12 protein-coding genes are annotated in these 19,067 nt (G+C 39.8%); 6 read left to right on the top strand and 6 right to left on the bottom strand.

The features are described 5' to 3' along the window. Positions 1-63: 63 nt before the first annotated feature. The 5 genes from cphA to H4J67_RS12820 all read right to left on the bottom strand — a co-directional run bounded on the left by cphA (position 64) and on the right by H4J67_RS12820 (position 8,044). Entirely contained in the window at positions 64-2,883 is a 2,820-nt protein-coding gene (cphA, locus tag H4J67_RS12840) for a cyanophycin synthetase (RefSeq protein WP_182172726.1), read from the bottom strand. Between the two features lie 504 nt (positions 2,884-3,387). Further along, complete coding sequence (locus tag H4J67_RS12835) at positions 3,388-4,215, bottom strand: cyanophycinase (RefSeq protein ID WP_182203958.1); 828 nt, start codon at positions 4,213-4,215, stop codon at positions 3,388-3,390. An 8-nt stretch (positions 4,216-4,223) separates the two neighbouring features. Continuing rightward, complete coding sequence (gene iadA, locus H4J67_RS12830) at positions 4,224-5,396, bottom strand: beta-aspartyl-peptidase (protein ID WP_182172720.1); 1,173 nt, start codon at positions 5,394-5,396, stop codon at positions 4,224-4,226. Positions 5,397-5,797: 401 nt separating this feature from the next. After that, positions 5,798-7,069 carry a glutamate-5-semialdehyde dehydrogenase gene (locus H4J67_RS12825; protein WP_182203957.1) on the bottom strand — a complete coding sequence of 424 codons (1,272 nt, stop codon included), beginning with the start codon at positions 7,067-7,069 and terminating at the stop codon, positions 5,798-5,800. A gap of 195 nt (positions 7,070-7,264) precedes the next feature. After that, complete coding sequence (locus H4J67_RS12820) at positions 7,265-8,044, bottom strand: pyrroline-5-carboxylate reductase (protein WP_182203955.1); 780 nt, start codon at positions 8,042-8,044, stop codon at positions 7,265-7,267. Between the two features lie 380 nt (positions 8,045-8,424). Here H4J67_RS12820 and proB point away from each other — a divergent pair, with 380 nt between their 5' ends. The 6 genes from proB to H4J67_RS12790 all read left to right on the top strand — a co-directional run bounded on the left by proB (position 8,425) and on the right by H4J67_RS12790 (position 14,887). Continuing rightward, entirely contained in the window at positions 8,425-9,603 is a 1,179-nt protein-coding gene (proB, locus tag H4J67_RS12815; protein ID WP_182172711.1) for a glutamate 5-kinase, read from the top strand. A gap of 253 nt (positions 9,604-9,856) precedes the next feature. Continuing rightward, positions 9,857-11,203 (top strand): DASH family cryptochrome, encoded by a 1,347-nt coding sequence (locus tag H4J67_RS12810; protein ID WP_182172708.1) that lies wholly within the window; start codon positions 9,857-9,859, stop codon positions 11,201-11,203. Further along, the gene (locus tag H4J67_RS12805) at positions 11,196-12,752 is read left to right on the top strand and encodes a cryptochrome/deoxyribodipyrimidine photo-lyase family protein (protein ID WP_259368597.1); all 1,557 of its coding nucleotides are present in this window, start codon (positions 11,196-11,198) and stop codon (positions 12,750-12,752) included. Before H4J67_RS12810 ends, H4J67_RS12805 begins: the two co-directional genes overlap by 8 nt. Positions 12,753-12,755: 3 nt before the next feature. Further along, positions 12,756-12,905 (top strand): DUF2256 domain-containing protein, encoded by a 150-nt coding sequence (locus tag H4J67_RS12800; protein ID WP_182172771.1) that lies wholly within the window; start codon positions 12,756-12,758, stop codon positions 12,903-12,905. A gap of 51 nt (positions 12,906-12,956) precedes the next feature. Then, positions 12,957-14,507 carry a cryptochrome/photolyase family protein gene (locus tag H4J67_RS12795; RefSeq protein ID WP_182203953.1) on the top strand — a complete coding sequence of 517 codons (1,551 nt, stop codon included), beginning with the start codon at positions 12,957-12,959 and terminating at the stop codon, positions 14,505-14,507. A 128-nt stretch (positions 14,508-14,635) separates the two neighbouring features. Continuing rightward, a complete protein-coding gene (locus H4J67_RS12790; protein WP_182172702.1) occupies positions 14,636-14,887 on the top strand; it encodes a TIGR03643 family protein in 252 nt (83 codons plus the stop codon). Between the two features lie 110 nt (positions 14,888-14,997). Here the strand turns inward: H4J67_RS12790 and putA are convergent, their stop codons facing one another. Further along, on the bottom strand, positions 14,998-18,822 hold the full coding sequence (gene putA / locus H4J67_RS12785) for a bifunctional proline dehydrogenase/L-glutamate gamma-semialdehyde dehydrogenase PutA (RefSeq protein WP_182172699.1): 3,825 nt from the start codon (positions 18,820-18,822) through the stop codon (positions 14,998-15,000). Positions 18,823-19,067: the final 245 nt, after the last annotated feature.

Below are 19,067 nucleotides of genomic sequence, written 5' to 3'. Positions count from 1 at the left end.
TCGCCTAGCGAGGTTAAGCTTATTCATCTTCAGTTAATGGCAAATAACTGCATTAACTTGGTTTTAATCACTTTCTTCTTCTATGGTTGAAACAATGCGAACACCTCGATCATCCTTAACTAACTTCATGCCTGATTCTAGTATAAAGGGATCAGGTTCATCGGTGTTTAACATTGAAACAACCGTATGCACGGGTTTTGTTAATGTTTCTGCTGGATTATCTTCATTACCATTAAAATTAATGATTTGCTTCCAACAACGGGTAATAGCATCACCAAAGACAATCACTAAATCATCTTTATTTGCCATCGATAAGGCTTTTTCAGTAGCCGTGACCTCGTCAGGTATCATCAAGATATTGTTTTCGCTGATACCTTGTGCTTTTAATGTTGCAGCTAACATTTGTGGCACTTCATCACTACCACGTCCGCGAAGATTGTCATCGGCGCGACAGATATATAAATCAAAATGTCCAGCGGCTGCTTTGGCTATGTTTTCAATATCTTCATTGCGGCGATCACCCGGTGCGGCTAATACCGCAATACGCTTACCATTAACGTCTAATTTAGTCGCTAATTCGCTCATATGGCGAACACCATCGGCGTTATGAGCATAATCTAAAATAACTCTAAAAGGGTGTTCATCAAAGACGTTCATTCGCCCCGGTGCTTGATAGAAAGTGGTGTTGAACGTTCTTAATCCTTGTTGAATCGCATCAAGTGGTTTATCTAGAGAATAGGCAAGGGCAGCGGCAAACATCGCATTTTGTACGTTATGAGTGGCTTTACCTTCCAGTGTCGCCGGAATTAAATGTGTCCAAAGTAATGGAATATGCGCACCGTTATCAAAGATGGTGATCATTTCACCATTGATACCCTTTTCAAGCACTACAGCACGTCCACCCGCGCGAATATGCTCTCTAACTAAACCGTGCCCTGAATTCATAGTCACATAACATAAATGTTTTGCTTTAGTATGGTCGGCCATTTTCAAACAAAGTGGGTCGTCGGCATTAAGTATGACCGCGTCTTTGGCTACTTCAACAACAATACGTTTAATTTCAGCAAGTTGTTCTAGGGTATCAACACCTTTTAAGCCTAAATGATCGGGTTGAACATTAATGCAGGCGGCAACATTACTTTCTCTATAACCTAAGCCTGAGCGAACGATGCCACCACGGGCAGTTTCAAGAACAGCAATATCAACTGAAGGATCTCTTAAGACAATTTGTGATGCAACGGGTCCGGTCATGTCGCCTTTTACTGATAAAAGACCATCAACGTACACACCATCAGTTGATGTCATACCCACCACATGCCCTGCTGTTTTTAAAATGTGCGAAAGCATTCGTGAGGTTGTTGTTTTACCGTTGGTACCTGTGATGCCGGCAATAGGGATACAAGTGGGTGTATTAGGTGGAAATAGCATATCAATAACTTTGCCAGCAACATCACGAGGTTTGCCATGGCTTGGTGCAACATGCATACGAAAACCTGGCGCGGCATTGACTTCAACGATACCACCGCCGATATCTTTATATGATTGTGTAATATCAGAGGTCAGAAAATCAACACCGCCGACGTCAAGACCAACGGCTCTTATCGCTCGTTCAGCCATCACTTTATTGTCGGGATGAACTACATCAGTCATATCTATCGCTGTGCCGCCCGTTGATAAATTAGCGGTTGAACGTAAATAGAAAATTTCGCCTTCGGGTAATATAGTATCAACACTATAGCCAGCTTCTTCAACTAAACGTGTTGCTTGTGAGTCCATTTCGAGTTGAGTGAGCACTTTTTCATGGCCAACACCTCGACGCGGGTCTTCATTTACAATGTCGATTAATTGCGTAATGGTGTGTTTATTGTCACCAACAACATGACCCGGTACACGTTTTGCGACAGCAACAAGTTCGCCATTAACAACAAGCATACGATGATCTAAACCGGTTAAAAATGACTCAACTAAAACAGCTCGACTGGTGCCTTGTTCGCGGGCAAAATCAAATGCAGTATTAATTTGCTCATCAGTAGTTAAGTCGATAGAGACGCCACGGCCATGGTTTGCATTTAAGGGTTTAAGTACAACTGGCAAGCCAATACGTTTTGCCGCTTTTATGGCATCTTTGGCAGAATAAACCAATTGTTGTCTAGGCACAGGCAAACCGAGATCATTTAATAAATTGTGGGTGTCTTCTTTATCACAGGATATTTCAACAGCAATATGATTCGTTTGGCTAGTAATGGTGGCTTGAATGCGCTGTTGGTATTTACCATGGCCAAATTGTACTAAGCTGTACTGATTTAAACGTAGCCATGGGATATGACGTTCTTCGGCTGCCGTTATTAAAGATTGAGTGCTGGGACCAAATTCTTTGCGTTGTGCATAACGAATAAAGTTTGATAGCTCTTCTGGAAAATCGAAATCGGCTTCTAATTTTGTTTGTAGTTGTGCTTGAATATCTAGTGGCATAACTGAGATAAGCAGGTTTCTGGCAAGTTCAGCAGCAGCTAATCCAACATCTCGTTGTTTGTACTGAAAGACCATGTCATATTGACCAACTTCGCCATTGCCTCTGGTTTTGCCAAAAGTAACTTCAGTACCGGCCATGCATTGCAGTTCTAAGGTTGCATGTTCCCATATGTGAGCTATCCAGGTACCTTCATCTTCTTGCAAGCGCCTAATAAAACCGCCAGATTCGCCGTATGAACAGCCATGCTCTTTTAAACCGGGTAAGGCTTCAATTAAGCCATTAATGAATTCTTTACCTAATTTTACCGAAGGGTATTGCTCTAATATGCCAACATCAACAGCGTGTCGAATAACAGGAAAATGGGCGTAAACATTAGGGCCAACATAAACATTACTTGTTAATATTTTCATTATATGTCCAAAAATCAGGTGATTAGAATTATTATTATGTGTACCTACAAGTTGAACCTTTTGTTGAAAATAAGGTGCAACAAAATATAATATGACAATTATTGGGAGGAATAAATCACGGAGATATTGAACTGAATATGTGCACAGGTTCTATTGATGTGCATATGTTGAGTTACAAACCGAAAAGTTTCAACGCATTACACTTAAGATCTTTACAAGATCAAATAGAAGTAAAAATTGCCATAAAAAAATAATGGTATAACAAAAAGATACCATGCTTTTACTAATAGACAAGATAATTATTCTCTAAAGTCAGTAATGATTGAATGCGGCATAAAAGTAAGCTAAAAAGTTATAGTAAATAAGGTTGTAGAATGATGTTTTTTAATTATTTTTGATGAAAAAAACCAGCGTTTATCAGAGATGTTAATATATTTGCCCATGAATAAACAATTCATTTATTCATGGGCAAACTTTATCTCGACTTATCTGTATTTAGAGACATTAAACCGCTTTAGGTGAAGCTACTCGGGTATGTAAACAGTAAGTATCACCATGGCTAAGCATATGAAGCTTTAACCCTATCAAGGTGATGGAGTCTCCTGTACGAGCTTCAGCCATTGAACTGTGCTGCAAATCAGAAGGGTCAACAACTGTAATACTTCCGTGTCCAACCACTTCTAATAGTCCGTCTGGCGCAATAAAGGCCGCAGTATTTTCACAAATTCCTAGTCCTGAAGCAAAAGGATTATATGAAACAGCAGAAAGTAAACGTCCCAAACGATTACGTTGGCTAAAGTGTTGATCTAAAAGCACTTTACTTATCAAACCTAAGCCAGGAGCAAAAGTGACACCTTGCTCATTAGGTAATGCCCCCGTGGAGCCACCTGCAATCATATGCTCAGGCATAATAGCGGCACCTGCAGATGTTCCTGCAACATGCACACCTTCAGAATTTAATTTTCTTATACTCTGTGCAATCGAAGTACCACCTAATATAGTCGATAAGCGTAATTGATTACCACCAGTAATAAAAATACCTGTTGCGCTTTCAAGTGCGGTTAAATAATCTTCGCGCTCAGCATCTTCTCTGCTATTTATCGGTAAAGACATCGCATTTTTGACATTGAGATTACGAAAAATAACTTCATAATTTGGCCCCGTCTCAGCAAGCTGTGACGCGGTTGGAATAATCACTATATTGGCATTTTCATCACCACATAATTCTACAAAACGTTGGAGAATTATTGGGTCATCAACACGCTCTTCTGCCCCCCCGATTGGAATTATAAATCCCCTTTGCTGACCATCAGCAATTTTTGCTGGACACATACCTACCTCTACTCAAAAGTTCCGCTTACTACTGTTGTGTTGTCACGTTTATGCCAACGACCTTTTATCATCACGTCAGTAATTTCAAATTTGTTGTTAAGTACGAGCATATCGGCATCGTTATTACGTACTATTTTTCCTTTACTGTGTAAACGTAACAGCGTAGCTACGTTGCTAGTAAACATCGGTAAAATACTTTCAAGCGCAATGTTCTTTCTTAATGTTGCTTGTAATGTTTCCAGTAATGTACTGGCTCGGCCAAAGTCCATGTGTTGTAATTCACCTTGTTGATCAAAACAAGGTAAACAACCTCCACCGTCTGAACTGACGGTTATTTTGTCCAAAGGTAAACCTCTTTGTACGGCAATCTCTATGGCATCACATGCCTCTAAACCAGGCTCTGCTGTGCCTTCAGGAAAAGCGGTAATATCGATGTAACAGCCGTGCGTTAACAATTTACAACTGTCTTCAAATAGCGGCTTATTTCGATTAACGTGCGTCGGATTAAAGACACGGGCAGGAATTTCTGTTTCACTAATCGCTCGCTCTATTAATTCAAGACGCCTTTCACCATCACCGAGATGAAAATGAATAATACCGGCTTTGCCTGTCAATAAACCTGCAACATGTGCTTCACTAGCTAGTTTTATTACTTCTTCAAAAGTTGGTTGGCTAGAGCGATGATCGCTAATAGCAAATTCACCAATACCAATAACTGGCTCTAAAAAAGTAATATCTGCTTTTGCGCTACCAATTAACGTTGTTAACGGGTAATGATAACCACCGGTCCAACAATATGCCGACATGCCTTCCTCTCGGAGTCCGTAAACTTTGCTTATTAGGTTGGCGATACTCCGGGTGGTGTCATCTGTACCTAAAAGTCCAACAACGGTTGTCACACCCACTTGGGTAAATTCTGAAAGAGAAACTGGGGGAACTTGTGTTGAAAAACCTGCTTCACCACCACCACCGGTAATATGAGCATGACTGTCGATAAAACCTGGTACTAGGTATGCGCCATTAAAATCAATAACTTCCACTGGCCAGTTATCAGGGATATTATGGTCGGCATTATCGGATACATCAAAAATATCAGCGATTTTTCCACCGGCAATCAGCACATCTTTAATACCCATAGGAGTAGGGTTATAAAGGTTTACATTTTTTAATAATGAAATCATAGGTTTACGGTAAGGCTTTATAAATGACGGGCAAGTATAAACTATCCTATACCTAGTCCTAGGGGTTACAACTATAACATAGCTAGAATTTCTCAGCCAACTACATTTGTAAACGAAAGGTTTAAATACTGTTTTACCAAATATTTAAATCTATAGCGCATTGATAAGGTTTACGAAAGTGAGACTAATCCATCGCCTAAACTAACGGTAGCTTTAACGTTTTAATCGTTTGATAAATGTATGGGGGATTTATGTGAAAAAGGTCTGAACTTAATATAAATAGCTAGCCCCTAACACTTGGTCAGAGGCACTATTATCGTTAACTAAAAAGTGTTAACTAGGTATAGCTTTAGCTAAAAGTTTGGCACTTTTATGCGTGGTAGTGTTTTATGCAAAAGCGTTTAAGGACGAGTTTGCCCTTGACCCGCAACTCGGTATTTAAAAATGGTTAGCTGCTCTAAACCAACGGGTCCACGTGCATGTACTTTACCAGTCGCAATACCAATTTCAGCGCCCATACCAAACTCACCACCATCAGCAAACTGAGTTGAGGCGTTATGCATTACTACGGCAGAATCGACAGAGCGCATAAATTTTTCCGCGATTTCTGCGTTTTCAGTGATAATAGCATCGGTATGTTTAGAAGAGTGCTCTTCAATAAAATCAAGCGCTTCATCTAGGCTCTGTACTATTTTAACCGATATAATGGCGTCAAGGTATTCAGTATCCCAATCTACATCAGTCGCTGCATTAATACGGGGATCACAGGCTTGAGCGGCAACATCGCCACGAATTTCACACCCTTCTAATGTATCAACGAGTTGTGGTAAAAATTCTGTCGCTATTGCTTGGTCTAACACTAAACTTTCAGTGGCGCCACAGACACCGGTTCTACGTAATTTAGCATTTTTAATAATGCTTAATGCTTTTGCAAAGTCGGCATCTTTATCAACATAAATATGGTTATTGCCATCTAAATGCAACAATGTTGGTACTTGAGCCTCGTTTCTTACTAGCTCAACTAAACCACGACCACCTCGAGGAATAACTAAATCAACATAATCAGCACAGCGCAGTAAAGCGGCAACGGCAGAACGATCATCTGTGTCAACCAATTGTATACAGTTAGCCGGTAAGCCAGCTGCGCGTAAACCTGTTGCCATACATTCAACAATAATACGCGTTGAATTTAGGCTTTCAGAGCCACCACGTAAAATTACTGTGTTACCTGATTTAAGACATAACGCGCCAGCATCTGCGCCAACATTAGGACGTGATTCATAAATCATCCCAATAACACCAATAGGTGTTGCTACACGGGTTATTTTAAGACCATTGGGACGATCAAATTCGGCTAATACTCGACCCACAGGATCAGCTAATTTAGCAATGTCTTCTAACGCGACAGCCATGCCTTCAACTCTTTCTGGGTTAAGTTCTAGTCGGTCTACAAATGAGTTGGCTTTGCCCGCTTTTTTGACGCTTGAAACATCCAGCGCGTTAGCTTTAAGTAATGCATCCATATTTTCTCGTAACGCATTTGCGGCAATCGTTAATGCTTTGTTTTTTTGTTCAGTCGTTGCACAAGCAAGCACTTTCGCAGCAGCTTTTGCTTGTTTACCAAGGGTTGTGATCATTGTTTCGATAGAAATATTTTTAGGGGTATTTGACATTAATGTCTTCCTTTTACTTGTTCATTTAACACTAAACTGTTTGATCAAATTCAACTAACTTGATTGAATGATGTGACTTTTATTTTTATCGCTAATATTAATATCAAAGCAATAGTAAAAGTTCAGTTTAAAGAATTTATAGCTATAGTATTCATCAATAAATGTTCGAGCACGTCATTGCTGACGAGGTAAAAATTAGCGTAAGGCTACTGCTCGTTGATAAGCCGATGAAACGGTTGACTCAAACAAAAATTCTAATTTTTTATCTTGCATAAGCGCATTTAACCCAGCAGCTGTCGTACCATTTTTACTGGTCACTGAATTACGTAAATTTTCGATATCTTCTTTACTGGTTAAAGCCAACTCCATTGAACCACCGAGTGTGTTTAACACCAACTCTCTAGCGGTTTGGGGAGAAAAGCCGAGCTTTATTGCCGACTCTATCCAGCAGCGTGCTATTTCAAATGCATAACCAGGCCCATTTCCTGCAACTGCAGTTACTCGGTCTAGCTCGTCCTCGGTGGCGGCTAAATGGGTATAACCTACCGCATCTGTTAACGCAACAGCGTTGTCAATTTGAACCGCACTGCAACGTGAGTTTGCGTAAAGTCCACTAACGCCTCGGCCAATTTGAGCGGGTAGGTTTGGCATCACTCGCACAACGGCCTGCTCACCAATCAGTTTTTCTATTGAAGCTACTGAATAACCCGCTGCAATCGAAATAATGCAACCTGAATCAGCAAGGTGTCGACGATACAAGGGTAATACTTGTTCAATAAGCTGCGGTTTTATCGCAATAACGATAATGTCGAAACGCTGGTCAAATAACTCGTCAATCGCTTGCTTGACGATAACACCTTGAGGCGCTTTAACTAATGAAGGATTAATAATAGTGATAGTGTGATTTGTAGAAGTTGCCCAACGAGTCAATAATGAGCCGCCCATTTTACCACAACCAATCATAAGTAATGACATGAAACTCCTGGTTTTTTTAGCTTACATTGAATGAAATGCAGATCGTTTTGCAGGTGTTCAGTATGAACTTTTAAAAGTCCTTAACGATATTTTTCAAAGAGGTGATCTTGAGTTCAATTGAAAAAATATGTTTTTTAGTATATGATATCTGCACTCATTTGTCGATTGCCGTCAAATTCTAACGTTTTTAACCGACGTTTCAGTAATTTTTTATCTACTACTTTTAATGCGACCTTCGCAAGTAAAACTGACTTTATAAGTAGTAAGCATAACTCTAATACGACAATAAAATATCACGGAAATAGCTGCAATTTGTTGAATCAATTTTGTAAACGATTCAAGCTGCTATTTAATTTAATTAATCAGAGCACGGAGTAATTTTGCCCTCATTTGAACAACAAAAAACTGATAAATCTTCTCGAAGCAAGCCACGTATCGTTATTAAAGTGGGTTCGAGTCTCTTAGCAAATGTTAAAAATTTAACGCCTAGTTTTGCTTTTATGCACGGTCTTCTAAGTGACATATCTTTGTTACGAGAACAAGGCTACGAAGTTGTACTAACATCTTCTGGCTCGGTAGCATTAGGTCTAAACACGGTTGGCTGCACTATTGAAAACGCCAGTGTTCAAGACAAACAAGCCGCAGCGGCTTGTGGACAACCGATATTAATGCATGCCTACAAGCAAATTGCCCTTGAGTATGGTTTTGATATCGCTCAGGTTTTAGTTACTCTAGATGATTTAGAAAACAGACGTCGTTTTTTAAATATCAAAAACACTGTTCATCGTTTGATAAAACAAGGCGTAATGCCTATCGTCAATGAAAACGATACGGTGACCACAGAAGAAATTCGTGTGGGTGATAATGACAGACTTGCAGCTAAAGTTGCTCAGATGATTGGCGCAGAATATTTGTTTATTCTTACCTGTATCGATGGCGTGTATGACCGAGACCCTTCAGAAGAAGGCGCGGTTTTCGTTGAGTCTATCGAAGATGTTAGTAGTTATATGGAAGCGGCAAGTGGTACCAGTTCTTTAGGTACCGGTGGTATGCTGACTAAATTACAAGCCGCTAATATGGCGCAAAATGCTGGTTGTACTACTATAATTTCGAGAGGGACGATGGAAGATCCTGTTACCGGAATATTGCGCGGTGAACGCAGACACACTAAGTGTATTGCTCACTCATCACCATCATCAGCATGGAATATCTGGTTAACAGACAGATTACAAATGGCCGGTAGTCTAGTGATAAAACAAGAAGTAGCTGATGCCTTATTTGGTGGTGACGAAGGATTTACCTGTCATGATGTTGTTTCAATACATGGCACCTTTGAACGTGCAGATGTGCTTCACGTTTATGATGAAAAAGGCGAAGAAATAGCACGTGGTTTATGTAATTTCTCATCAGATGAAACAGCAATTATTTCAAGCCGTCCAAATGAAACGGTTGAAAATATCCTCGGATATAGTGCTTCACAGCGCTTGATCAATAGTGAAAACTTGGTTGTATTAAGTGAACATCATCTTTCTTGGGATGAACCTGTTCAAGATGCTTAATTGATTAAAAAACCTCTGCAGCAGTGCAGAGGTTTTTTTATTTATTAAACGCGTTAATAATTCTTATCCGCTTAACGTTAGCCTCAACTAACCGACTATACTATTATTTTCTACAATTTCTTCTTTTTATAATTGAGTGGGCGATAAAGTGCCTCACATTCATAATGTAGCCTCGCCTATAATCACTCAATAGTGTTGATCTAATCGCTGAGTATATTCGTATATAATTTTTTTAACCATTTGAATTATATCTATGAAACGTTCTCTATACTGGGTGACCAATGATCTTCGTCTTAATGACAATATTGCACTCAACTTAGCCAGCAAAAGTGAACAATTACTTTGTGTATATGTCGTAGACAAAAGATGGTTCGAGCCTAATAACTACCAATCAAAACCTTTGGGTGATAAACGATGGCATTTTTTACAAAGCTGTTTAAGTGATTTTAATCAGAGTTTATTAACGTTAGGACAGCAGCTTTACATTGTTTACGGCGATACTCTGTCGAGCTTAACCGCGCTGTGTGAAAAATATCAAATTACAGATGTTATTACTACTCGTGTCCCGGGGACTTACGAAAATAGTTTGATTAATACACTGGCTAAGCATTTGCCTGAAGTAGAAGTTAATCAAGTTGATCAATTCACTTTATTTCCACACCGAGCACTTCCTTTTGAACTTGACCAGCTACCGGCAAGTTACTCTAAGTTTAGAAAAGTTATGGCTGATGTCACTATTTCAGAAGTTGTTCCAACGATTCAATCTTTGCCGAGTATGTTTGCAAATATGCCATCACCCACTATTTTTAGGCCGCAATGGTTACCTAACACCCCTTATCAAAGAGCTAAGCGTGGTTATAATTTCGATGGCGGTGAACAAAATGGTTTAGCACATCTCAGGCGCTATTTTTCGTCAACTCTGCCCTCAAATTACAAACAGGTTAGAAATAATTTAGACGGCTGGGATAATAGCAGTAAGTTATCGGCTTGGTTAAATTATGGTTGTATCTCTGCACGGCAAGTAAACCGCTCCATTACTGATTTTGAAGAGCAGCAAGGGGAAAATAGTTCAACACAATGTCTATATTTAGAATTATTATGGCGCGAATACTTCCAGTGGTTACATTTTAAAGTCGGTGCGAAAACCTACCAATTTAAAGGTTTGGCTGAACATCCACCCTTAACTTCATTTTATCCTGAGCGTTTTAATAAATGGTGCTTAGGTCAAACTCCTTATCCGCTTGTTAATGCCTGTATGAATGAATTAATGGCCACAGGTTATATAAGTAATCGAGCCCGTCAAATTGTAGCCAGTTGTTTGGTTAACGAACTCAGTGTTGATTGGCGATTTGGCGCGGCTTGGTTTGAAGAGCAGCTAATGGATTATGATGCTGGAGTTAATTGGGGTAATTGGCAGTATATTGCGGGTGTCGGCGTTGACCCTAGAGGTGGCAGACATTTCAATATTGAAAAGCAAACAGCATTGTATGACCCTGATGGAGTTTATCAGGCTAAGTGGCTTACTCGAGATGATTACTCTAGTAAGCCTCTTGATTCTGTCGACGCTTCTGATTGGCCGGTGCAACCGCTAAATGACTGAGACACTTATTGAAGAAACACCGATGAATACTGCGGTAAATGTTGTTTGGCTGAAACGTGATTTACGGCTCAGTGATCATCAACCTTTAGTGCAGGCGATTAAATCGGGTCAAACCTTGCTTTACTATGTTTTCGAACCTCTACTGATAAATGACCCTCATTATGATGAACGGCATTGGCGTTTTATCTGGCAATCTATTGCTGACATGAATAGTCAGTTAGCCGCTTTTAATTCACGGGTATATTTATATTTTGGTGATGCAATAGCGGGCTTAGTTGCAATCAATAACGTCTTTAAAATAAAGGGGTTGTTTAGCCATGAAGAAGTGGGTTTATTATCGACCTTTGAGAGAGATAAATCGGTCCAACAGTGGTGCCAAGCACAAGATATAGTGTGGAATGAGAGTCAATTTGGTGCAGTAAGCCGTGGTAAAAAAAATAGAATTGATTGGGACAAACACTGGCGCCAAGTGATGAAAGCCCCGCTGGAACAGGCCAATCTATCGGATGATGCTCTAGTGAGTTGCACATTAATAGATAAGTTATTTGTCTCGAGTTTTCCAATATCATGGTCAATAACAGATGATTTTATGCTCAAAGGTGGCGAGCTTTGGGCGCAAAGAACCCTGAAATCCTTCTTAAAGGGTCGTGGTAAGGGGTATCATTTTGATATCTCTAAACCGCAAGCGAGTCGTAAAAGCTGTTCTCGGTTGTCACCTTATCTAGCCTGGGGCAATATAAGTTTAAGAGAGTTCTATCAAATTATTTTGATAACAAGATCAGATCGGGGTTGGAAACGACCAATAGACGCGCTGGCTTCTCGGCTACATTGGCATTGTCACTTTATTCAAAAGTTTGAAAGTGAACATCAAATGCAATGGCGACCCGTTAATAAAGCCTATAATGACTTAATGTATCCAGATATTCATTGTGGATTGAGTGTTGAAGAACGACTAGATAAATGGAAAACTGCGCAAACAGGTTATCCATTAGTTGACGCCTGTATGCGTTGTTTAGTGCAAACTGGCTATATAAATTTTCGTATGCGGGCGATGCTAGTGAGTTTTTTATGCCATCATTTACTGGTGGATTGGCGATTAGGCGTTACCCATTTAGCACAATTATTTCTTGATTTTGAACCTGGTATTCATTACCCACAATTTCAAATGCAGTCTGGTGTTACTGGTACTAATATCATAAGGGTTTATAACCCAGTTAAGCAATCATTAGAGAAAGATAGTCATGGTGAATTCCTTAGAAAATGGTTACCTGAATTAGTTGAGTTATCCAATGAAGTTATTCATACACCCTGGTTATTGTCACCCATGGAACAACAGCTTTATCAATGCCAATTAGGTGAGGATTATCCATCTCCTATGGTTGATATCAACGAAACAGGCAAGATTGCTCGCGATTTATTGTGGGGCTTTCGTCAACGATTTACCACAAAAAAAGAAGGGCAACGTATTGTTGCTAAACATGTTAGAGGCAATAAAAAAATATCTAAAGCTAAAAAACCTCAACAGTTAAAAATTGCAGAAAGTGACTAAGTTATCACGCACAAAAAACTAACGTTACCCGAGAAAAATTGCCAGACTTGTAAAAAGAATTTCTTTTGGCGAAAAAAATGGCAAGCGTGTTGGGAAGATGTCCGCTATTGCTCTGAGCGTTGCCGACGTAGTAAAAATACCAGCATAAGCTAAAATAATTATTTATAGCTCAATTCAAAGTTAAATGTAAAGTAAGGTAAATCTATGAAGGCGAAACATCTTAGGCTAATATTAGGAGATCAACTTAATGTTATGCACAGCTGGTTTGAACAGGTCGATAGCGATGTTGTATATGTCATCGCAGAGCTTTATCAAGAAGCTAATTATACTAAGCACCACAGTCAGAAAATTACCGCGTTTTTTGCTGCCATGCATAATTTTGCTCAAACTCTGGAGAGTAAAGGGCATCAGGTTTGCTATTTAACCTTAGATGAAACAGCAAAACATCAAGATTTACCTGCTTTGATCGCCTCGTTAGTGACCACTTATGCCAGTGAAGACTTCAGTTTTGTGCGTCCTGATGAATATCGATTGCGCGCGCAATTAAGCGAGATGTCAGCTCAATTATCAGTACCTGTCTATGAAGTCGACAGTGAACACTTTTTATTACCTTTTGATGAACTCGCTGATCATTTCAAAGCAGCTACCCACGTAAGAATGGAAAATTTTTATCGTTTTATGCGCAAGCGCTTTGCTATTTTAATGAATGGCGCTAAGCCTGAAGGTGATGCTTGGAATTTTGATGCGAATAATCGTCAATCTTTTAAAAAAACCGATCTTAAATTTATCCCTAAACCACTGGTCTTTGACAACCCAGCAAGTGATTATTTACAACGGATAAAGCATCATAAGATTGACACGATAGGGCGTGAATCTGAGCATGTTGCTTATCCTATTAATCGCCAACAATCGCTAGAATTATTAACGTTCTTTTGTGAACATCAGTTAGAGAACTTTGGTAATTTTCAAGATGCGATGACCGTAGCGTCACCTTATGCTTGGAGTTTGTATCACTCGCGGCTGAGTTTTTCATTGAACTGTAAAATGCTTAATCCACTTGAGGTCATTGAAACGGCTCTGGCTGCCTACCAAGCATCAGCAGGTAAAATAACCTTAGCGCAAATCGAAGGTTTTGTTAGGCAAATATTAGGCTGGCGAGAATATGTTAGAGGTATGTATTGGGCTAACATGCCTAATTATGCCGAGCAGAATTTTTTAGAGGCAAAGCGTGATTTACCCGCTTTCTTCTGGAACGCGAATACTAAAATGCAGTGCTTAAGAAGTGCAATCTCGCAATCACTAAAACATGCCTATGCTCACCATATTCAACGATTGATGATCACCGGCAACTTTGCTTTACTGGCAGGTATAGAGCCTAGCCAAGTCGATGATTGGTATTTAGGTATCTACATTGATGCGATTGAATGGGTAGAATTACCTAATACCCGCAGTATGGCACTTTTTGCTGACGGTGGTTGGATAGCAACAAAACCTTATGCGGCTAGTGGTAATTATGTCAATAAAATGAGTGATTATTGCAAAGGTTGCCATTACAACGTTAAAGAAAAAGTGGGCGCTAATGCCTGTCCATTAAACAGTTTGTATTGGAATTTTATTGATCAAAATTATGATAAGTTTGCTGGCAATCATAGAATGAGTTTTCCTATTCGTAATTGGGACAAAATGGAGACTGCGAAAAAAATTGAAATTAGAGAGCACGCAACACAGTTATTGAATAATCTAGATAATTTATAGGCTCATGAGTTAGCGCTGGCAAGATAGGCAGACCTTGAGTTAATGGATAAAAGTTATGCGCTAATGGTCTTTATTTATCAGTGGCGGGTATAACGATTATGTTTATTTATTACCTTTAGGATCCTTTTATGCAATTTTCTATGGATGAAGAGTCAAGAATTATAGAAATGGCTTGGGAAGATAGAACACTATTTGAAACAATAGAACATCAGTTTAGTTTACAAGAGCCTGATATTATTAAGTTTATGCGTAGTCACTTAAAACCTAGAAGCTTTAGATTATGGCGGGAAAGAGTCAGTGGACGCTCAACCAAGCATATAAAATTAAGAATTCCTGACGTATCGAGAGGATACTGCCCAACGCAATATAAACAACGTTGATGACAGCTATATCAAAAAATATCAATAAAAAGGGCATCTTATGATGCCCATTTTCGTTTGATTTGTGAGTAATGACCCGAAACGGGTCATACTTTTTAGGCAATCAGTTGTTAATCTTCTTCAACTAAGGTCATCAGCGATGTATTACCACCTGATGCAGTCGTATCAATACTAATCGTTTTCTCAGTTAATAGACGCTGGATCAAATTATCGAAATATTCTGAACTGATCACTGGCAATATCGCCCCTTGACGTTCAGCTAATTTTTCACTGATAAAGTGCTTACGATCACAATGACTGTCGACCACAACACCTGACAAGGCAGGGTGCGCTAACATCGTTGATAAGTGGCGTAAACGTGCAACCTGAAAAACACCTTCATCGGCACCCGTAGAGAGGAACTTGTCTCTAAAGGCGATGGCTTCATCATAATACAAATCAGAAACAACACTAACAACGGTATTACCGGTAGCCAACGCCGTTACAATAGATAGTACCCAGAAGTGAAAGCTCACTGTCGCATCGGCAAAACAAATAATATTACCGCGGTTTTCCAAATACAACACATTAGACTCACCTGTTGGTCCTGGTAAGAATGTCGGCTTTTTCAAACGCTTTTCAATATCAATCAACTGCGAACGAGCGCCTTTTAAGGTCAGATTTAAATCGTCGGCTAAATCTTCAACAATATCAATATGCGCAATTTTGGCTAACAGCTGACGAACACAAGAAAGACGGGTATTTAACTCAGTTAAGCGCCAGCCTTTTTCTGCAGCATTTGCCTTGTCCATAAACAAAGTTGAGGCTTTATCTGATTCTGCATCACCGTCTAAGGCTTCTACCTGTGAAGGTAGTAAGTTAAATTGTTCGGCATCTGGCGTAGCTTTTTCAATAACTAAACGTGTTAAGTAATTGGGTCCACCTGCTTTTGGTCCTGTACCTGAGAGACCACGGCCACCAAAAGGTTGGACACCAACAATGGCGCCAATCATATTACGGTTAATATAAACATTACCCGCACGTGACAACTTAGCTAAATCAAAAGCACGGTGTTCAATACGCGTATGAATACCCATAGTTAAACCAAAACCTGTACCATTAATTTTATCGATAACCGCTTCTATTTCATTGCCTTTAAAACGAACAATGTGCACACAAGGGCCAAAGACTTCTTTTTTAAGGACGCTAATATCTTTAATTTCATAAAGACGAGGCGCAAAAAAGAAATGCTCGTTACCTGCCACTTCAGCTGATATTTCACACTGATATAATAATTGACCATGGGTTTGCATATAGTCACTGTGTGCATTGAGCGCGCTGAGGGCTTTTTCATCAATTACTGGGCCGATATCTGTGCTTAAATATTCTGGGTTACCGACATGTAATTCTGCTAAGGCCCCCTTAAGCATAGTAATGACATTATCAGCGATGTCTTCTTGTAAAAATAATACACGAAGCGCAGAACAGCGCTGACCTGCCGATTGAAATCCTGAAGAAATAACATCGTCAACAACTTGCTCAGGCAAGGCAGTTGAGTCAACTATCATACAATTTTGTCCACCGGTTTCAGCGATAAAAGGCACCTGATCGCCACCTCTATCAGCCAATGTTTGTGAAATTATTGTGCCGGTTTCAGTGGAACCTGTAAACATAACGGTTTGAATACGACTGTCTGGCACAATAACACTGCCCACTTCGCTGCCGCGAGCAATAACCGCTTGAACAACACCTTCAGGTAGTCCAACCGACTCCATCAGTTCAATGGTGCGCAAGGCAATTAAACTCGTTTGTTCAGCAGGTTTTGCTAATACGGTATTACCGGTAGCGATTGCCGCAGCAACTTGCCCTAAAAATATCGCTAATGGGAAATTCCATGGGCTGATACACAGTACTACACCACGAGCTTCTAAGCGTTCATCTTCTTCGAGTTCAATCGCTTGGTTAGCATAATAACGACAAAAATCAACGGCTTCTCTGACTTCATCAATACCATCTTGAGCAATTTTACCCGCTTCTTTAATACATAAGGCGATAAGTTCGTCCATATGGCGTTCAAGAATATCGGCAACGCGACATAACAAATCGGCACGTTCAGATACCGGTGTTTTCGACCACGAAGCAAATGTTGCTTGTGCGGTGTCGATCATTGCCAGCATGTCATCTTTAGTGTGGTGTTGATGAAAACCTATGACTTCACTATGGTTGGCGGGGTTTTTAACCGCTACCGAGCCTGCAGGTACATCATTTTCATTGATGTGATGATCGGTAAACCAGTTATCTAATGACAATTTTAACGGCGCGATAGCATTAATATCGGTTAAGTCTAGCCCTTTAGAATTATCACGGCCCAGACCTTTTGCATCATGATACAAGGCGATAGGTTTAACTATTTGCTGGTTATATTTATCTTTTAAGCGCTGGGTCTTTTCAACGGGATCGCCCAATAAAGATTCGACTGGCTGAGACTCATCAACGATAGCATTAACAAAAGAAGAGTTAGCGCCGTTTTCTAATAAACGACGGACTAAGTAAGCTAATAGCTCTTCATGATGACCAACAGGTGCGTAAATTCGACATTGAATATTTTCACTTGAGACAATTTGGTCATACAAAGAATCGCCCATGCCATGTAAACATTGGAACTCAAAACCTTCTTTATCATCGCCAGCTAGCTCAACAATGGTTGCCGCGGTGTAAGCATTATGCGTAGCAAACTGTGGATAGATGCTATCTCTGTATTCCAGTAATTTATTAGCACAGGCGTGGTAAGAAACATCGGTAGAAGACTTACGCGTGAAAACAGGGAAATGCTGAAGACCATCTTTTTGAGCATTCTTAATTTCAGTATCCCAATAAGCACCTTTAACCAAACGGATCATCATTTTTCGGTTAGCACGTAGGGTTAAGTCACGTAACCAATCGACGACAAAAAGTGCACGTTTTTGATAAGCTTGTAAAGCCATACCAAAACCTGTCCAATCGCCTAACTCGTTATCACTAAAAACCGCTTCAATAATATCAAGTGATATATCCAAGCGTTCAGATTCTTCGGCATCAACGGTTAAACCAATGTTATAACTTTTTGCTTGTAAGCAAAGCGCTTTAAGTTTTGGCACAATTTCGGCCATAACGCGTGCTTTATGGGTAAATTCATAACGCGGATGAATCGCTGAAAGTTTTACTGAAATACCAGGAACTCTGCGAGGGTCACTTTTACCCGAAGCGCGAGCAACGCCGCCAATGGCATCTATTGCTACCTGATATGCTTTAAAATAACGATCTGCATCCGCCATGGTGCGAGCACCTTCACCGAGCATATCGTAGGAATAGACATAACCTTGCTGTTCTTTAGTGGCAGCACGCGCTGTTGCCGCTTGAATAGTTTCGCCCATCACAAACTGCTTACCCATTATTTTCATGGCGTAGTTCATTGACTTTCGAATAACTGGCTCGCCTAAGCGTCCAATGACTTTTTTCAATAAACCAAAGCTGTCTTTTTTGCGTTTATCGGCATAATTAACCATAGTGCCGGTAATTAATAAGCCCCATGATGAAGCATTAACAAACAGTGAATCACTGCTGCCTAAATGACTGCTCCACTGGCCTTGAGAAATTTTGTCACGAATTAAGGCATCTTGAGTATGTTTGTCTGGCACACGTAATAAGGCTTCTGCCAAACACATCAATACCACACCTTCTTCACTGGAGAGTGAGTACTCTTTTAATAGGGAATCAATTGCGCCATTCCCAGATTGGTCTTCACGAATTTGTAAAACCATTTTGCGAGCTCTTTCCCAAGCTCTACTTCTAGCACTAACATTAACTTCTGCCACAGGTAGAATATGATCTACTGCTATATTTTCATCAATACGATAAAATTCACGGATTTTCTGACGAATTGGGCAGTCTGTGCTAAACGAACCATTAAAAAGCATATACTCTTCCTCAAAATGACTACATAGCAACTTGGTACTATATAGCGATAGTTACAATAGAATTTGTTTGTTTAATTCTGATTTACCTAATTATAAATGTCGCTATAGTACAATACCACCATAGAATGTATTTCATGGTCAAATAAGATATAAAATATACGGTATAATATGTTTGATCGCTTAAAAATACCGCTGTTTACGCTAAGTTGCCATGGCATTTACTTAGCATTTACTTGCTATGGTTG

Source organism: Colwellia sp. BRX10-4, from assembly GCF_014077465.1.
GTDB lineage: Bacteria > Pseudomonadota > Gammaproteobacteria > Enterobacterales > Alteromonadaceae > Colwellia_A.
Note: the sequence above shows the minus strand (reverse complement) of the source record. Positions and strands in the feature narration are given on the sequence as shown.